Origin of the sequence: Salipiger aestuarii (assembly GCF_003259905.1) — a bacterium.
Classification (GTDB): domain Bacteria; phylum Pseudomonadota; class Alphaproteobacteria; order Rhodobacterales; family Rhodobacteraceae; genus Salipiger; species Salipiger aestuarii.
This window is the reverse complement of record NZ_QLMG01000014.1, coordinates 25,149-41,917: the sequence shown is the minus strand read 5'-3', so window position 1 is coordinate 41,917 and position 16,769 is coordinate 25,149. Positions and strand designations below refer to the sequence as shown.

At 64.6% G+C, this 16,769-nt stretch carries 18 protein-coding genes and 1 pseudogene; 9 read left to right on the top strand and 10 right to left on the bottom strand.

Annotation, left to right across the window (positions count from 1 at the left end; translation table 11 throughout):
- The first annotated feature begins 2 nt into the window (after positions 1–2).
- Both ATI53_RS09495 and ATI53_RS09490 read left to right on the top strand, forming a co-directional pair.
- Complete coding sequence (locus ATI53_RS09495) at positions 3–1,046, top strand: HlyD family secretion protein (RefSeq protein WP_009504731.1); 1,044 nt, start codon at positions 3–5, stop codon at positions 1,044–1,046.
- A gap of 59 nt (positions 1,047–1,105) precedes the next feature.
- Positions 1,106–1,300, top strand: a pseudogene (locus ATI53_RS09490) (IS3 family transposase); the annotation flags it as partial.
- Between the two features lie 153 nt (positions 1,301–1,453).
- On the opposite strand, the gene ATI53_RS09485 reads toward ATI53_RS09490, so the two are convergent.
- From ATI53_RS09485 to ATI53_RS09465, 5 genes are all read right to left on the bottom strand, one after another.
- Complete coding sequence (locus ATI53_RS09485) at positions 1,454–1,963, bottom strand: CarD family transcriptional regulator (protein WP_034452556.1); 510 nt, start codon at positions 1,961–1,963, stop codon at positions 1,454–1,456.
- 306 nt (positions 1,964–2,269) lie between these two features.
- Positions 2,270–2,608 (bottom strand): ferredoxin FdxA, encoded by a 339-nt coding sequence (fdxA, locus tag ATI53_RS09480; RefSeq protein WP_009504733.1) that lies wholly within the window; start codon positions 2,606–2,608, stop codon positions 2,270–2,272.
- Positions 2,609–2,666: 58 nt separating this feature from the next.
- A complete protein-coding gene (locus ATI53_RS09475; protein ID WP_009504734.1) occupies positions 2,667–3,041 on the bottom strand; it encodes an Hsp15 family ribosome-associated heat shock protein in 375 nt (124 codons plus the stop codon).
- A gap of 15 nt (positions 3,042–3,056) precedes the next feature.
- Positions 3,057–6,041, bottom strand: coding sequence for a helicase-related protein (locus tag ATI53_RS09470; protein ID WP_111550272.1), 2,985 nt, complete (start codon positions 6,039–6,041; stop codon positions 3,057–3,059).
- A gap of 60 nt (positions 6,042–6,101) precedes the next feature.
- Positions 6,102–6,611 carry a tetratricopeptide repeat protein gene (locus tag ATI53_RS09465; protein WP_111550271.1) on the bottom strand — a complete coding sequence of 170 codons (510 nt, stop codon included), beginning with the start codon at positions 6,609–6,611 and terminating at the stop codon, positions 6,102–6,104.
- Positions 6,612–6,734: 123 nt separating this feature from the next.
- Here ATI53_RS09465 and ATI53_RS09460 point away from each other — a divergent pair, with 123 nt between their 5' ends.
- The 6 genes from ATI53_RS09460 to ATI53_RS09430 all read left to right on the top strand — a co-directional run bounded on the left by ATI53_RS09460 (position 6,735) and on the right by ATI53_RS09430 (position 13,102).
- On the top strand, positions 6,735–7,040 hold the full coding sequence (locus ATI53_RS09460) for an SCP2 sterol-binding domain-containing protein (RefSeq protein ID WP_009504738.1): 306 nt from the start codon (positions 6,735–6,737) through the stop codon (positions 7,038–7,040).
- Between the two features lies 1 nt (position 7,041).
- Positions 7,042–8,043, top strand: a complete 1,002-nt coding sequence (locus ATI53_RS09455) for an alpha/beta fold hydrolase (protein WP_111550270.1) — start codon at positions 7,042–7,044, stop codon at positions 8,041–8,043.
- 9 nt (positions 8,044–8,052) lie between these two features.
- A complete protein-coding gene (locus tag ATI53_RS09450; protein ID WP_111550269.1) occupies positions 8,053–9,063 on the top strand; it encodes a ligase-associated DNA damage response exonuclease in 1,011 nt (336 codons plus the stop codon).
- Positions 9,060–10,652: an ATP-dependent DNA ligase gene (locus ATI53_RS09445; RefSeq protein ID WP_009504741.1), complete on the top strand. Its 1,593-nt coding sequence runs from the start codon at positions 9,060–9,062 to the stop codon at positions 10,650–10,652. Before ATI53_RS09450 ends, ATI53_RS09445 begins: the two co-directional genes overlap by 4 nt.
- 88 nt (positions 10,653–10,740) lie before the next feature.
- Positions 10,741–12,579: a M3 family oligoendopeptidase gene (locus ATI53_RS09440; protein WP_009504742.1), complete on the top strand. Its 1,839-nt coding sequence runs from the start codon at positions 10,741–10,743 to the stop codon at positions 12,577–12,579.
- Positions 12,580–12,835: 256 nt separating this feature from the next.
- Positions 12,836–13,102, top strand: a complete 267-nt coding sequence (locus ATI53_RS09430) for a hypothetical protein (RefSeq protein ID WP_009504743.1) — start codon at positions 12,836–12,838, stop codon at positions 13,100–13,102.
- Here ATI53_RS09430 and ATI53_RS09425 read toward each other — a convergent pair whose 3' ends face one another.
- A complete protein-coding gene (locus tag ATI53_RS09425) occupies positions 13,103–13,372 on the bottom strand; it encodes a DksA/TraR family C4-type zinc finger protein (protein ID WP_009504744.1) in 270 nt (89 codons plus the stop codon). It abuts the gene before it with no gap.
- A 124-nt stretch (positions 13,373–13,496) separates the two neighbouring features.
- Between ATI53_RS09425 and ATI53_RS09420 the strand changes: the two genes are divergently transcribed.
- A complete protein-coding gene (locus ATI53_RS09420) occupies positions 13,497–14,012 on the top strand; it encodes a glutathione peroxidase (RefSeq protein ID WP_111550267.1) in 516 nt (171 codons plus the stop codon).
- 33 nt (positions 14,013–14,045) lie between these two features.
- Here ATI53_RS09420 and ATI53_RS09415 read toward each other — a convergent pair whose 3' ends face one another.
- From ATI53_RS09415 to ATI53_RS09400, 4 genes are all read right to left on the bottom strand, one after another.
- Complete coding sequence (locus ATI53_RS09415) at positions 14,046–14,723, bottom strand: thermonuclease family protein (protein WP_111550266.1); 678 nt, start codon at positions 14,721–14,723, stop codon at positions 14,046–14,048.
- 118 nt (positions 14,724–14,841) lie between these two features.
- On the bottom strand, positions 14,842–15,039 hold the full coding sequence (locus tag ATI53_RS09410; protein ID WP_111550265.1) for a hypothetical protein: 198 nt from the start codon (positions 15,037–15,039) through the stop codon (positions 14,842–14,844).
- 129 nt (positions 15,040–15,168) lie between these two features.
- Complete coding sequence (locus ATI53_RS09405; RefSeq protein WP_223865929.1) at positions 15,169–16,068, bottom strand: DMT family transporter; 900 nt, start codon at positions 16,066–16,068, stop codon at positions 15,169–15,171.
- Between the two features lie 48 nt (positions 16,069–16,116).
- On the bottom strand, positions 16,117–16,713 hold the full coding sequence (locus tag ATI53_RS09400; RefSeq protein ID WP_111550264.1) for a LysE/ArgO family amino acid transporter: 597 nt from the start codon (positions 16,711–16,713) through the stop codon (positions 16,117–16,119).
- Between the last annotated feature and the right edge of the window lie 56 nt (positions 16,714–16,769).

Sequence of the window (16,769 nt, the reverse complement as noted above, 5' to 3'; positions counted from 1 at the left end):
CCATGCCGCATCTTCGCCGCCTCATCCCGTCACTGATCGCCCTTGTGATCGGCGGGGCAGGCATTCTTGCCGTTCTGTTTGCCTGGCAACTGCCGCCCTTCGCCAACAGCGTGGTGACCACGGAAAACGCCTATGTGCGAGGCACCGTCACCACCGTCGCCCCTCAGCTTTCCGGCTATGTCGCCAAAGTCACCGCCCACGATTTCGATGCGGTGAAAAAGGGCGATGTGCTGGTGCGGCTTGATGACCGGCAGTATCGCCAGCGGCTGACGCAGGCGCGGGCCGCGCTTGCCACCGCAAAGGCCATGCTGGTCAAGGGCGACCAGTCCATCCGCTCGGCGCAGGCGGCGCTGCATGCCAGACAGGCCGCGCTTGATTCCGCCGAGGCCGCCGTCCAGACCGCCGACTCCAACTGGACGCGCGTTGCCTCCTTGAAGGAAAGAGGCGTGATTTCCGCCACCGACGCGGACCAGGCCGAACTGACCCGCCATCAGGCGGAATCGGCGGTGGCGGCCGCGCAAAGCCAGATCGAAGTCAGCCAGGAGGCCGTGAACTCTGCCCGCGTCAATCGCCAGTCGCTTGAGGCCGGGCTGACAAGCGCCGAAGCGGCGGTGGAACTTGCGCAGATCGACCTCGACAACACCGTGATCCGCGCCCCGGCGGACGGCCGGCTTGGCCAGATCGGCGTCCGCACCGGACAATATGTCAGCGCCGGAAGCTCTTTGCTGTCGCTTGTCGGGCATGACGTCTGGATCATCGCCAATTTTAAGGAAACCGAGCTGTACGGCATGCACCCTGGCCAACGGGCGATATTTACCGTGGATGCGCTGCGCGGGCGATCGTTTTCGGGACGGGTCGGACAGTTCTCGCCCGCGACGGCGTCGGAATTCAGCCTGCTGGCGGGAAACAACGCAACCGGGAACTTTACCAAGATCGCGCAGCGCCTGCCGATCCGGATCGAAATCGACCCCGACCAGAAACAAGCAGAACGGCTCACACCTGGGCTGTCCGTGTCGGTGAGCATCGACACCTCCGAGGACGGTTGACCTGTCCCCCGCCTGTCACCGCCGTCGCACGCCACCATGGCGTGGTCGCCGGGCAGCTTGGCGGGCAGTTCACGCCGACCGACTTCATCAAGGTTCTTGCCGCCTGGAAAATCAGGATCAGCATGGACGGAAAGGGAGCGTGGCGCGACAACGTCTTCGTGGAACACCTGTGGCGCAGCATGAAATACGAAGAGGTCTACGTCCGCGCCTACGTCAGCGTCTCGGAAGCGCGCGCCGGAATCGGCCGCATGTTGTCGAAAAGCCATTCAGTCCGATCCGCCACGCATCGCCTGGATTTGTCGGGATCGGGGATCAGGTTGGCCAATATCTGGCCAACCCTGGAACACCGCGCATCAACAGACGTGAAACCGGACAAGAGCCGATTTTTCACCGTCCAGAGCGCCCTGTCACGCGGCGCGCAGGCCAAGCACCTCGTCAACCTGGCGCGCGGCGGCCACTTCATCGCCACCGCTGACCGCGGCGACTTCGCGGGTCAGGCGTTCCAGCGCGGCTTCGTAAAGCTGACGCTCGGAATAGGATTGTTCGCGCTGGTCGTCGGCGCGGTGCAGATCGCGCACCACCTCGGCGATGGCGATCAGGTCGCCCGAGTTGATCTTTTGCTCGTATTCCTGGGCGCGGCGCGACCACATCGCCCGCTTTACCTTGGCCTTGCCCCTCAGCGTCTTCATCGCCTGGCTGACCACATCGGGGGTCGACAGGGAACGCATGCCGATTTCGGTCGCCTTGTGCGTGGGCACACGCAGGGTCATCTTGTCCTTTTCAAAGGAGATCACAAAAAGTTCCAGCTTGATGCCGGCGATTTCCTGCTCTTCGATCGACACGATCTGACCGACGCCATGCGCGGGGTAGACGACATAGTCGTTGGGGCGAAAATCGTTTTTCTTGGTCTTGGTCATACAACAGGGTCCTTAGCAGCCAAGCCGTTTTGCAGCAAAAAGGGACCGATCAAAGACGATACGAACAGGCGGAAATGCAACATGCATTCCGTTCGCCTGTTCACTAAGCGTCGTCGGATCAATCCCCCGGGCGCAAACATGCCCGGCATTTGGTGCGTGGCTTCGTCATGTGGCGGGATAGTACCACAAAAAAGGTGAATTTCCCACAATCTTGCAACTGGAGAATAAAGCGCGCCTAATCAGCAGCTTGCGCACCCGGCCATCGGGCGGGTCGCTGGCGGGGCCGATGGGGCCGCGAATCGGTGGTCAGCCGCCCTCACCCGGCGCCTCGGAGAAATACTTTTCCATCTTTCCCGCTTCGCCGTCGTGTTCCTCGGCTTCGGGCAACGGGTCCTTTTTCGAGATGATGACGGGCCACATCTCGGAATACTTGCGGTTGAACTCGACCCATTTTTCCATATCCGGCTCAGTGTCGGGACGGATCGCGTCGGCGGGGCATTCGGGTTCGCAGACGCCACAGTCGATGCATTCATCGGGATGAATGACCAGCGTGTTTTCACCCTCGTAGAAACAATCCACGGGGCACACTTCGACGCAGTCGGTGTATTTGCAGGCGATGCAGTTTTCGGTGACCACGTAAGTCATGGGCGTCCATCCGTCAGGGTATCGGGCTGTTCGGGGTCAGTTAGACCAGCGGGGCGGATCATTCAAGCACATCCCGCCGCCTGTCCATGACGCGCCGGTCACGTTTCGTCGGGCGCCCGCCGGGGATGGCCCGCGGTTCCGACGGATCGGCAGCGCGCGCCTGCGGCGGGTCGAGGTCTTCGTAAAGCGCCTGCGCTTCGGGCGCCGGGCCCCGCCGGGTGCCAAGCGCAACGACGCGAATCACCCGCACGTCGCGTTCCTGACCAAAGGTCAGGACGTCACCCGGCCCCACCGCAAAGGCCGGCTTTGCGATGCGTTGTCCGTTTACCCGCAGCCCCGCCCCGACGACCCTGGCGGCGAGACTGCGCGTCCTGAAAAAGCGCGCATGCCACAGCCATTTGTCGATGCGCAGCTTTGACGGTTGCCCGGTCATCTACAGCCTGACCACCTACGACTTGTTCTTCAGCCCCATCAGCGCGGCGGCGAAGGGGTTGTCGGGGTCGATCTTGTCTTCCTTGCGGGGGCGCGATTCATAGGTCTTGGCCTTGCCGCCCCCCGGACCGCCCTGCGGCTTGCCGCCCTTGCCCTTGCGCGGACCGCCCTTGCCCTCGCCGCCCTTGCCATGGCCGCCGCGCTCGCCGCCCTGCGCCTGGGGCTTGCCCTTGCCGCGCGGCGCACCGCGTGCACCTTGTTCGCGACGGGCGTTGGCGCCCCCGCGATTGCGGTTGCCGCCCCAGGTAAAGGTATAGAAGGTTTCAAGTTCAGGACCGGACAGCGCCTCGTCGGGCGCGGTGCCCGGCAGGATTTCCTCTTCGGGGGTGTCGGCGATGTTGTCATCGTCCTGCACGCCCTCGGGGTCTTCGTTGATCGGCGCGTAGCCCGCGTCGTCGATGGCTTCCGTGCCCGCGACCAGATCGGCGGCTGGGGGCGTATCGGACGGGTCGGGGACGGCGCCGGGCGCGGTTTCCTCGATCTGGGCCGCGTCGAACACCGGCAGCGCCTCGCCCGATTCGCCCTCGGGCGTCGCGCTTGTCGTGATCACCTCGTCGGCGGGGCGGACCTTGCTGCGCTCGCCCTTTTCGGCCTTGTAGCCCAGCCCCTCCATCAGATCGGCGAACTGTTCCAGCGTCATGCCGGTGATCGACAGCATGTCGGGGTTCGCCTCGAACCCCGACCGGCTGTCCTGAGCGCGCAGCAGATCGGCCAGGCGTTCCAGCATGTCGATACGGATCGCGCGGGTTCCAGCCGGGCGATACCCCGCCAGCGTATAGTGCTGCATCGGCACGTCGCGGATGTTGGGCACGGTCACCAGACCCGGCGGCGGCGCTTCGGGGAAATGGTCAAGATCGTTGGCAAGCGACCACAGCACCAGCCGCAACCGGGTCGGCGCGGGCTTGAGCAGCAGCGGCATGAAGATGGTGTACTGGCCGAACCGGATGCCGTGCTTGCGGAGCGCGCCCCGGCTGTCCTGATCCAGCTGCTTGACATCGTCGGCCACCAGTTGACGCGGCAAAATACCCATGGCTTCAACGATGCGAAAGCCGAAACCGCGCGCCAGCCCGGTCAGCGCCTCGTCGTTGGCAAGGGTGATCAGCGGCTCGAACAGCGCGGCGATCTTGCGGTCGATGAAATGCGACAGGCGGCGTTCCACCTTTTGCGCCACATCCGCGCCGGCGGTGTCATCGACAAACGCGACGATACGCGGCTTGAGCGGGTCATCGCCCTTGGCCAGCTTGCCCACCGCCTGATCGCCCCACATGAGGCCACCCTGTTCGGTGAAATCAATCTCGGTATCCGGAGCGTTGTAAAAGCGGTCCGCCCGCAGATGGAAATGCGGCGCGAGCGCCTGCAAAGACGCCTGTTTCAGCGTCTTGGCTTCCTGCCCGGTCGCACCCTGGTCCTGACGGAACCGGAACCCTTCCAGCCGACCGACGAATTCGCCTTCGACGGTCACTTCACCCTTGTCGTTCACCTCGGCCAAGAGGGTCTCCTTCTGCTTCAACCGGCGAAGCAGCACTGATGTCCGCCGGTCAACAAATCTTTGCGTCAGCCGCTCGTGGAGCGCGTCCGACAGTGCGTCTTCTACAGCGCGGGTCGCGTCGCGCCAATGGATTTCGTCATCGACCCAGCCCTTGCGTTGCGCCACATAGGTCCATGTGCGGATATACGCCAGCCGTTTCGAGAGCGTGTCGATATCCCCGTCGGTGCGGTCGATGCGTTTGACCTGCCGGGCCAGGAAATCCCGCGGGATGCCGCCTCGCTCGTGCAGATGCTGGAAGATAACGTGCAACAGCCCGGCATGTTCCGCATGAGAAATACCCCGGAAATCGGGAATGCGGCAAACGTCCCACAACAGCCGCACGCTGGCGGGGTTCGATGCGCGCGCCTGCACCTCGGCTTCGGCGCCAAGGGCCTTGAGCGTTTGCAGGTCGTCCGCCTCGCGCGCCTTGACCAGCCATTCGTCGTTCGGCGCGATTTCCAGCGACTGCACCAGCGCGGCGATGCTGCCGAACCGCAGATCGGGGTTGCGCCAGTTCAGCTTGCGGATCGGGGTAAAGCTGTGACTGGTGATCGCCTCGACCCAGTCTTCGGGGATCTGGCCCGCGTCGCCTGTGGTGCCGAAGGTGCCCGACCGCATGCCGCGCCCTGCCCGGCCGGCGATCTGCGCCAGTTCGTTGGGCTGCAAATCGCGCATCCGGCGCCCGTCGAATTTGGTCAGCGCGCTGAACGCGATGTGGTCGATGTCCAGATTCAGCCCCATGCCGATGGCATCGGTGGCGACAAGATAATCGACATCGCCGTTCTGATAGAGATCGACCTGCGCATTGCGGGTGCGGGGGCTGAGCGCGCCCATGACGACGGCGGCGCCCCCCTTGGTGCGGCGGATCAGTTCGGCGATGGCATAGACATTATCGACCGAAAACCCGACGATTGCCGAGCGCGCCGGCATGCGGCTTATCTTTTTGGAACCAAGATAGCTTAGCTGGCTCATCCGTTCGCGGCGGATGAATTCGACGCCGCGCACCAGTTGCGAAATCGGCCCGCGCATGGTGTCGGACCCCATGAACAGCGTCTCGTGCAGCCCGCGCATGCGCAGAAGGCGGTCGGTGAACACATGCCCGCGTTCAGGGTCGGCGCACAGCTGAATCTCGTCGATGCCGATAAAATCGACCCCCATGCCCTCGGGCATCGCCTCGACCGTGCAGACCCAATACTGGGCGCGCGGCGGCACGATGCGTTCCTCGCCGGTGACCAGCGCCACCACCGAAGGGCCGCGCGCCGCGACGATCTTGTCGTAGACCTCGCGCGCGAGCAGGCGCAGCGGCAGGCCGATCATGCCTGTCCGATGTCCGAGCATCCGTTCGATCGCGTAATGGGTCTTGCCTGTGTTGGTCGGGCCAAGAACGGCCGCGATCCGTGCGCGCTGGGGCATGAGAGGCCCTGATCCTTTTGCCGTGTCCTGTTCGCTGTGCGGTGCCGGTGCGGACCGGGCCTAGATCTCGATTCCCTGAACGCGGCCCGCAAGCCGTTCCAGCGCCTCGGTGACCGCTTCGTCGAACGGTCTCAGTTCCAGTACCCGTGCATAGGCCTCATAGGCAAGCGACTCGTTCCCAAGTTGTTCGTGGATCGACGCCACACCCCGCAGTGCCGCGAAATGCGCGCCGTTCAGCACCAGCGTGCGTTCCAGCGCATCCATCGCCGGGCCGAACATTTCCGCCTGGTAATAGGCCAGCGCCAGCGCATGCCAGCCTTCGGCAAAACCGGGGGCATAATCGGTCAACGCGGTCAGATGCTGGATGGCCGGTCCGGTCTGCGACACCTCCAGCGCGTCGCGTCCGCGCCTGAGCAGCAGATCCATCACGGCAGAGCCGCTTTTGGACCATTCCAGTTCAAGCTCGCGTTCGATCCGGTCGGCCTGTTCCGCGGAGCCGGCGGCGCCGAGCTCCTCCAGCAGTTCCCCGGCCCGGTCCTGCGCAAGGGCGCCGCCGGGTATGGAAAACATGACTGTGGCGAAACCTGCCGCCACGATAGATTTGCTTATGGGTCGACGCATGCTCATACCTTCCGAATGTAGACTGAAGACGCTGAATTGCCAGCACAGGATTTCGTGAATGAAGGACGGGACATGAGCGACGTTGTAACAGCGGCGGTGGACGCCCTGAACGCAAGGCTGGACGGGACAGGATTCGACGGCATCGCCAAATTCGTCATCATGGACGAAGGAAGCATCATCATTGACAACGACGGCGCCCGGGCAAGCAAAGACATGGCAGGCGACCACGAGGCCGATGTGACACTCACCGCCGATACCGATACCTTCCAGCAAATTATTGAAGGAGATCTGAATCCGACCACGGCCTTCATGTCGGGGCGGATGAAGATCGACGGAGACATGGGCGCCGCCATGCGCCTGGGAGGAGTTCTGTCCTGAGATGATGCTAGACGCCCCTTTCCACGGCGCATTGGCCGAGGGACCCGAGGGCGCGCGCGCCTTCTGGCTGGAAACAGCCGACAACCTGCGCGTTCGCGTGGCGCATTACCCCGGCCCCGCCGATGCGGCCGGAACCGTGCTGCTGTTTCCGGGGCGCACCGAATATGTCGAGAAATACGGCCGGGTGGCGAAGGATCTGGCCGGGCACGGCTATCATACGCTGACCATCGACTGGCGCGGACAGGGGCTGGCCGACCGGATGCACACCGATCCGCGCGCCGGGCATGTCACCCTGTTTCGGGATTATCAGTTCGACGTCGATGCCATGGTCGCCGCCGCGCGGGATCTGGATCTGCCACAGCCGTTCTATCTGCTGGCCCATTCGATGGGCGGCTGCATCGCCCTGCGCTCGCTCGTGCGCGGGCTGGATGTGCGAGCGGCGGCTTTTACCGGCCCGATGTGGGGCATCCGCATGGCGGTGCCACTGCGGCCCGCCGCCTGGGCGCTTGGCTGGGGCAGCGCCCGCATCGGCATGGGACATGTCTATGCCCCCACCACCGGCCCGGAAAGCTATGTTGCAAGCGCGCCGTTCGCGGGCAACCTGCTGACCACCGACCGCGACGGCTGGGACTACATGCGCCGCCAGGTGGTCGAGGTTCCGGAACTGCAACTGGGCGGTCCGTCGCTGCGATGGGTGCATCAGGCGTTGGCGGAATGCGCCACGCTGGCACGGATTCCGTCGCCCGACGTGCCCGGCATCGCCTTTGTCGGTGAAAACGAACGCATCGTGGATGTGCCCCGCATCATGCGCCGTATGGCCGCATGGCCCGGCGGCAAGCTGGAAATCGTCGGGGGCGGCGAGCATGAGGTGCTGATGGATGGCCCGCCCGCGCGCCGCCGCGTCATCGCTGCCATGACAGCGTTCTTCGCCGCCGCAGGTTCGCCACAAGGCGCTGCCGCTGACCGCCCGAGCCGCTCTGGTCTGGTGTGCCCTGCGCACTAGATCGGGGCCATGAACACGCCGGTTCTGAGCTTTACCGACAAGGGCATCTATTGCCCCGCGGGCGATTTTCATATCGACCCGTGGCGCCCGGTCGCGCGGGCGCTCATCACCCATGGCCATGCGGATCATTCGCGCTGGGGGCATGACAGTTACCTGTCCACCGACGCCGCCGCGCCGGTGATCCGGCACCGGCTGGGCGACATCAGTATCGACACGCTGCGCTATGGCGAGCAGCGCCGCATCGGCGGGGCCACGGTCAGCTTTCATCCCGCCGGACATATTCCCGGCTCGGCGCAGATCCGCGTCGAGGTTGCGGGCGAGGTCTGGGTGGCATCGGGCGACTACAAGGTGTCGCCCGACGGGCTGTGCGAAGCGTTCGAGCCGGTCAAATGCCACGCCTTCATCACCGAATGCACTTTTGGGCTGCCGGTGTTCAAATGGGCGCCGCAGGCGACTGTGGCCGCCGACATCAACGCCTGGTGGTCTGCCTGCGCCGCCGAGGGCCGGCCCTGCCTGCTAGGCGCCTATTCGCTGGGCAAGGCCCAACGCGTGCTGGCCCTGCTGAATCCCGCCATCGGTCCGATCCTGACCCATGGCGCGGTGGAAAACACCAACGAGGTGCTGCGCGCCCAGGGCTACGCATTGCCCGACACAGTGAGGGTCACGCCGGATCTGGATCCGAAACAGCACCCCGGCGCGATGGTCATTGCACCGCCATCGGCTTTGGGGGCGACATGGGCGCGCCGGTTCCGGGGAGCCCAGGTGGCCATGGCGTCGGGCTGGATGCGGCTGCGCGGCGTGCGCCGACGCCGGGGCGCCGACCGGGGCTTTGTGCTGTCCGACCACGCCGACTGGGACGAGCTGCATCAGGCCATCCGCGAGACCGGCGCAGAAAAGGTATTCGCAACCCACGGTTACACAGATATCTTTGCGCGATGGCTTGGCAGCCGGGGCTATGACGCCCGGATCGTGCCAACCGAATTCGGCGGCGACGAGGACATAGCGGAGGACACCGCGTGAAAGCCTTTGCCGCGCTGTTTTCCGCCATCGACCAAAGCACCAGGACCACCGTGAAAACCGCCGCTCTGGCGGAATATTTTCGCACCGCGCCCGATGATGACCGGCTCTGGACGGTGGCGCTGTTTTCGGGCCGGCGCCCCAAACGCGCCGTCACCACCACCCAGCTGCGTGAATGGGCGTCCGAACGCGCCGGCCTGCCGCTGTGGCTGGTCGAGGAAAGTTATCCCATCGTCGGTGATCTGGCCGAAACCATCGCGCTCGTGCTGCCTCCGCCCGGCGACACCTCGGATCGCAGTCTGAGCGACTGGCTGGGCGATTTGCTGACCTACCCCGCGCTGGACATTGCCGCCCGCAAGGCCCGTACCCTGGATGCGTGGGACCGGCTGGATGCCACCGAGCGGTTCCTGTTCAACAAGCTTATCACCGGCGGTTTTCGCATCGGCGTCAGTCGCAAACTGATGACCCGCGCCCTGGCGCAGGCCACCGGACAGGACGAAGCCGCGATGGCCCTGCGTCTGATGGGCGACTGGACGCCGCAAACCACCACCTGGCAGCGCCTTGTCGCCGCGCCCGACGCCGAAGAGGACGACAGCCGCCCCTATCCGTTCTACCTTGCCTACCAGATCGACGGCGCGCCAGAAACGCTGGGCCCGCCCGGCGATTGGCTGGCGGAATGGAAATGGGATGGCATCCGCGGCCAGATGATCCTGCGCGGCGGCGCGCATCACGTCTGGTCGCGCGGCGAAGAGCTGATGACCGACCGCTTTCCCGAACTTGCCCGCGCCCGCGATTTTCTGCCCGAGGGGCTGGTGTTCGACGGGGAAATCGTCGCGTGGGATGGCGCCCAGCCGCTGCCCTTCAACACGCTGCAACAGCGCATCGGGCGCAAGACCGTGTCGAAAAAGCTGCTGAGGGACGCGCCGGTGGTCATGCTCGCCTATGACCTGCTGGAAGAAAACGGCACCGACCTGCGCGACCGCCCGCTGGAACAGCGCCGCGACCGGCTTGACGCGCTGCTGGCGGAACTGCCTGACGATGCCAACATCCGCGCCTCGCCCCTCATTCCGTTCGAAACATGGAACGCGCTGGCCCAGACCCGCAGCACCGCGCGGGATCGGCGGGCCGAGGGACTTATGCTCAAACGCCGCGATGCACCCTATCTTGCGGGGCGCAAGAAGGGCGATTGGTGGAAATGGAAGCTGGACCCGCTGACCGTCGATGCGGTGATGATCTATGCCCAGCAAGGACACGGGCGGCGTGCCAACCTGTTCACCGATTTCACCTTTGCCGTATGGAACGGCAACGAACTGGTCCCCTTTACCAAGGCCTATTCCGGCCTGACCGATGCCGAATTCAACAAGATCACCGCCTGGGTGCGCCGCAACACGCTGCAACGGTTCGGGCCGGTGCGTCAGGTCACGCCCGAACTGGTGTTCGAGATCGCGTTCGAGGGCATCCAGCCATCTTCCCGGCACAAATCGGGGCTTAGCCTGCGGTTTCCCCGCATGGCCCGCTGGCGCCACGACAAACCCGCGCAAGAGGCCAACACGCTGGATGATCTGCACGAGATGCTGGCGCTGTACGGCTGATCGCGGTTACCAAAATCGCCCGCGCCCATTGCTTTTGCCAAGGCGCGGCCCCTATGTCTAAGGCCAGACTGTTATCACGAGGATCCGCATGCTTCCGTTTTCCCTGCCCCGCCCGGGCCATGACCGCCGCACCTTTGATGCCAATGTTTCGGGGGGGCGCGATCTGGGCGATCTGCCGGAATGGGACCTGACCGATCTCTACCCGGCGCAGGACGCGCCCGAACTGAAACGCGACATGGACTGGCTTGAAGACGCCTGCGCGCGGTTCGCCAACGACTACGAAGGCCAGATCGCCACCCTGAACGCCGCCGCCTTCCTTGAGATGGTCCAGCGTCATGAAAAGATCGAAGCGGTTGGCGGGCGGCTGATGTCGTTTGCGGGCCTGCGCTATTACCAGCACAGCACCGATGCCGAGCGCGCGAAATTCCTGTCCGACCTTCAGGAAAAGGTGACGATCTATACCACGCCGCTGGTGTTCTTTTCGCTCGAACTGAACACGTTGGCCGACGATGCCTATGCCGCGCTGTTTGACGCCAGCGACGAACTGGCCCGCTACAAGCCCGCGTTCGACCGGGTGCGCGCGATGAAACCCTACCAACTGTCGGATGAACTGGAACGGTTCCTGCACGATATGGGCGTGGTCGGCGACGCGTGGATGAAGCTGTTCGATGAAACCATCGCGGGCCTCAGCTTTACCATCGACGGCGAAGAACTGGGGATCGAGGCGACCCTCACCCAGATGACCGAGCAGGATCGCAGCAAGCGCGAAGCCGCCGCCACCGAACTGGCCCGCGTCTTTGGCGACAACATCAAGACCTTCGCCCGCGTCCACAACACGCAGGCCAAGGAAAAGGAAATCATGGATCGCTGGCGCGGGATGCCATCCGCGCAGATGGGCCGCCACCTGTCCAACGATGTCGAACCCGAGGTCGTCGAGGCGCTGCGCAACGCCGTTGTCGCCGCCTACCCGCGCCTGTCGCACCGGTACTACGCGCTGAAGGCCAAATGGCTTGGCCTCGACACCATGCAGGTCTGGGACCGCAACGCGCCCCTGCCGATGGAAAGCGACCGCATCGTGGGCTGGGACGAGGCGCGCCGGACGGTGATCGACGCCTACGCCGGGTTCGACCCGCGCATGGCCGACATCGCGCAGCCGTTCTTTGACAAGGGCTGGATCGACGCCGCCGTCAAGCCGGGCAAGGCACCGGGCGCCTTTGCGCACCCCACGGTAACCGAGGTGCACCCCTATGTGATGCTCAACTACCTGGGCAAACCGCGCGACGTGATGACCCTTGCGCATGAACTGGGCCACGGCGTGCACCAGGTGCTGGCAGCGGGTCAGGGCGAAATGCTGTCGTCGACCCCGCTGACACTGGCCGAAACCGCAAGCGTGTTCGGTGAGATGTTGACCTTTCGCGCGATGCTTGACGGGGCCAAGACGCAGAAGGAACGCAAGGTCATGCTCGCCGGCAAGGTCGAGGACATGATCAACACCGTGGTCCGCCAGATCGCCTTTTACGATTTCGAATGCAAGCTGCACGACGCGCGGCGCGGGGGCGAGCTGACCCCGGATGACATCAACGCGCTGTGGATGTCGGTGCAGGCCGAAAGCCTTGGCCCGGTGTTCGACTACATGCCGGGATACGAGACCTTCTGGGCCTATATCCCACATTTTGTGCACTCGCCCTTCTACGTCTACGCCTATGCCTTCGGCGACGGCCTCGTGAATGCGCTTTACGCGGCCTTCCAGGAAAACCCCGAAGGGTTCCAGGACAAGTATTTCGACATGCTCAAGGCAGGCGGCTCCAAACACCACAGCGCGCTGCTGGCGCCGTTCGGGCTGGACGCATCCGATCCGAAATTCTGGGACAAGGGCCTGTCGATGATCGAAGGTTTCATCGACGAACTGGAGGCAATGGAAGACTGACGGGCAGGCTGTCTCCCGACGATATCTACAAAGCGGCGCAGCGCGTTCCGCGCGCGGGGTATCCCCTGTGGTTGATCTCGTTCCCGTCCGGCCGAATTGCCACGCGATGATCCGCCGCCGCCCCCGTGCCACTGTCGATCACGGAGATCCGCGCGCGTCCGAGCACATAAAAGTGCCACAACAAAAGCTGGCCGGGGCTTGACCCCTGCGCGGATCGTTCCAACCTTTTGATGTCATTCATTAGCGCAGGATCGAAATGCACAAGGGAAACCGCTCCGATGGCCGAAGCCTGAATACCCGTCTCAAGCGGTTTCAGGTGCGTGTACGCAGGCGCGTGCCCCCCGGATTCCGTCTGCTGCTGGGGGCGCTGCTGATCGTTGGCGGCGTGCTGGGATTTCTGCCGATCCTGGGGTTCTGGATGATCCCGCTGGGCGTCGCGGTGGCGGCGCTGGACGTGATGCCGCTGTGGCGCGCCGGGCTGAAACGCGCCGGGATCGCGTCCGACCAGAACGAGATCGACTGATCACTTCAACTGAGAATCCTTCGATCCGCGACGGTTGATACCACCGCGCGCCTGATAGGCCCCGTCGCGATCCTGCTGGCAGTCGATGCACAGCTTGACGCCCGGAATCGCATCCCGCCGCTTTTGCGGGATCGGTTCGCCGCATTCGGCGCACTCTGCCAGGCTTTCGCCGACCGGCCCGCGCCGGGCCTGCAATCGCTTCAATTCGTCCGAGATCGACGCTTCGATCTGCTCGCTTACCGCGCCGTCGCGGCTCCAGCCTCCGGCCATTTACAGCACCTCCTGATCGAACGGATGTAGGGCGACCGGGGTGGTCTTTCCAGTCCTGTGCAAACGCTGGCGTTGCAAAGTGCCGAGCTGGCCCTAGATGGCGGTCCGCAGGGAGAGACCGCTCATGATCCGTATTCTTACCATTCTGCTTGGCCTTGTCGCTGCCTTTCCCGCGCTGGCGGCGCAGAGTTTCAGCTTTGACAACATCGACGGCGGCACGCTGTCGCTGGACGAGTGGCAGGGGCGCCCGGTGCTGGTCGTCAACACCGCATCGCGCTGCGGGTTCACCCCGCAATATGACGGGCTTCAGGCGCTTTACGATCGCTATCGCGATGCCGGTCTGATCGTTCTGGCAGTGCCCTCGAACGATTTCCGCCAGGAACTGGGCAGCGACACCGAGGTCAAGGACTTTTGCGAGGTTAACTTCGACCTCGACATGCCGATGACGACCATCACCCATGTGGTCGGAGCCGAGGCCCACCCGTTTTACGTCTGGCTCGCAAACCAGGGGTTCGCACCCGGCTGGAATTTCAACAAGGCGCTGATTGCGCCCGACGGCAGCTTTGTCAGGGGCTGGGGATCGGCGACGCGGCCGCTGTCAAATCCGGTCACAGCCCAGATCGAGGCAGTGCTGGACTGACCTCCCCGGCGCTGCGCCGACCGCTGCGGCAGGCTAGCGACGGGCCCGGCGCCAGCCTGCGCCGCGCGCCTCGTCTTCTGAACAAAACCAGCCTTCGCCCTTGTCCGGGCTGATGCGGGTGGCGTCGTACCAGCCCTGTCCGGGCATGTGATAGATATGTCCGTGCTTTGAAATATTGCCCTTGATCGGACAACCCGGCGGGGCCGAGGCGTCATTGACAGCCGCGCGTCCCGCACGCCCGGCGGCGCGAAACGCGGCAGGCGATTGCACCCCCGTCGCATGCAGCCCCGCATCGCTCACGGCGGCGATTTTCTCGTCCAGATCGTAATCCATCGAATACTGCCGGTAGGCAAAGGCCAGCCCGGTCTGCACAAGGCTGCGGCCGATGTCCTTGCCCGCCACCTTGCAGGTGGCGATGGTCCGGCCGTATCGGTCTGTGCCTGTGGCGTCGCAACGCGCCCGCTGGCCCTCGTACCGGTCGCGGACCGTGCGCGTGACCCAGTCGCCGCAGGCCCACATCGGCACCCCTGCTCCGCCACAGGATTGATCCCCCTCGGGGGCGTCGATGCCGTGCAGGCGTACGCGCACCCGGTCATCCCCGCGCCCCACGTCGATCGTGTCGCCGTCAATCACATGCACCACCCCATCGGGCCCGGCCAGCGCCGGCAGCGTGACGAGACAGCACAGCAGGATCGAACAAAATCGGAACATTCCCCGCAGATGGCGCGATTGCCCGATTCGATCAAGAACGAATTTCTAATAACATTAAAAAATCGTTAAGAAACACCTCCGAACTTGAGACAAATTCCTGTGGTTGCGCCCCATCGAGTCAGATCGCGAATATTCCCACAAGCTGGTTCTGCGGCAGGCGGGCGACCTCGACCCCTGCTTCGGTGCGGCGCAGGTTGTAGCCATAGCCCCGCATCCGGAACCGCCACTCGGCTTCGGTCAGCGACTTGGCACGCTCGGCGCGCAAAAAGGCCTGAATCTCGGCCATGTCCTCGGTCAGCTTGTTTTCGGCGAACATCTTGCTCTCCCTGGTCTGTTGCGGCCTTTTGCCGCAGCGGAAGGCTGCCCGCCGATTGCGGCGAATCCGTGCAAGTTCCAAGGATTTTTCCGGATTTGGAAACGGTGCGTTTCCCACACCTTGGCTGCGCTACAGATGCGACTCGTGCGCGCGCTGCGCCACGCGTCGCTTCAGCACTGCCTCGCGCCAGGTGATGAAGGCCACGGCGCCCATGATGATGATGCCCCCTGTCACGACCCAGGGGTCGACAGGCTCGGCGAAAAACAGCGCACCCAGAGCCACCGACCAGACAAGCTGCAGAAAGGTCACCGGCTGCGTCACCGTCACCGGCGCCGCGGCAAAGGCCAGGGTCATGGCGTAGTGTCCGCCGGTCGCCACGCAGGCGACTCCGAACAGAATGCCCAGATCCGCCAGCGACGGCGTCACCCAGACCGCCGCCGCGAATGGCGCCAATCCGATGGTGACGGCGATCGACAGCAGCGCCACCACCATGACGGGTTTCAGTTCGTCCGAAACGATCTTGGCAATCAGGTACGAGATCGAAAGCAGGAACGCCGTCCCGAGCATGGCGAAATGTCCCGGATCAAGCGTGCGGAAACCGGGGCGAAGGATCACCAGCGCCCCCCCCAGCGCCGCCACAATGGCAAGGATACGGCGCACCGCCAGCCGTTCACCCAGAAAGATCACCGCAAGGATCGTGACATAAACCGGGGTCAGGTAGTTCATCGCCGTGACCTCGGCCAGCGGAATGCGGGTCATGGCGAAGAACCAGCACAACACCCCCAGCGTCTGCATCGCGCCCCGCAGCACCGACAGCCGCCACTGGCGCGGGCTCAGCCGCAGCGCGCACAGGTCGCGCCACGCGGGGATCAGAAAAATCAATCCCAGAAGGTAGCGCAGAAAGGCGGACTCCGCCGCCGGTACGCGCCCGCCCAGCAGCTTGACCAATGCCGTCATCGACACAAAGCACAGGCCTGTGACCATCATCCAGGCGATGCCCCTGACCGGGCTTGAAACCGTTTCTGACATGAGGCGCAGACTTAGCCCGCGACCGCGCGGGCGCAAGCGCAATCCGTGTCACCCCCCAAGCACCAGCCGCGCGGCGATGGCCCACATGGTCACGCCGATGCCCAGATCAAGCCAGCGCCAGGCGACCGGGCGGGCAAATACCGGCGCCAGCGCCCGCGCGCCATAGCCCAGGCTGAAAAAGAACAGGAACGATCCCCCCATCGCGCCCAGCGCAAAGGCGAGCTTGTTGTCGTAAGACGCCGACACCGCGCCCAGCAGCATCACGGTATCCAGATAGACATGCGGGTTGAGCCACGTCAGCGCCAGGCAGCTCAGCACGGCCCCGCTCAGCGATCCGGCGAGCTGCCCGGCGGCAAGCGTCTGCGTGCCGTGCCAGGCCGAGAGCAACGTGCGCGCCCCGTACCAGCCCAGAAAGCCCGCCCCAGCCCAGCGCATGGCGGTTTCAAGCCACGGCACGGCGGTGGTCAGCGCCCCGAACCCCGCGACCCCGGCGGCGATCAGCACCGCATCCGACACCGCACAGACCATGCAGACCGCAAGGACGTGGCTGCGCATCAACCCCTGCCGCAACACAAAGGCGTTTTGCGCGCCGATGGCGACGATCAGCGAAAGCCCAAGGGCAAGGCCTGCGAAAGCGGCGTGCATCGGCGCGTCTCCGTCTGGTGTTCGTGGCGGGCTAACATGGCGCGCACAGATGCCCC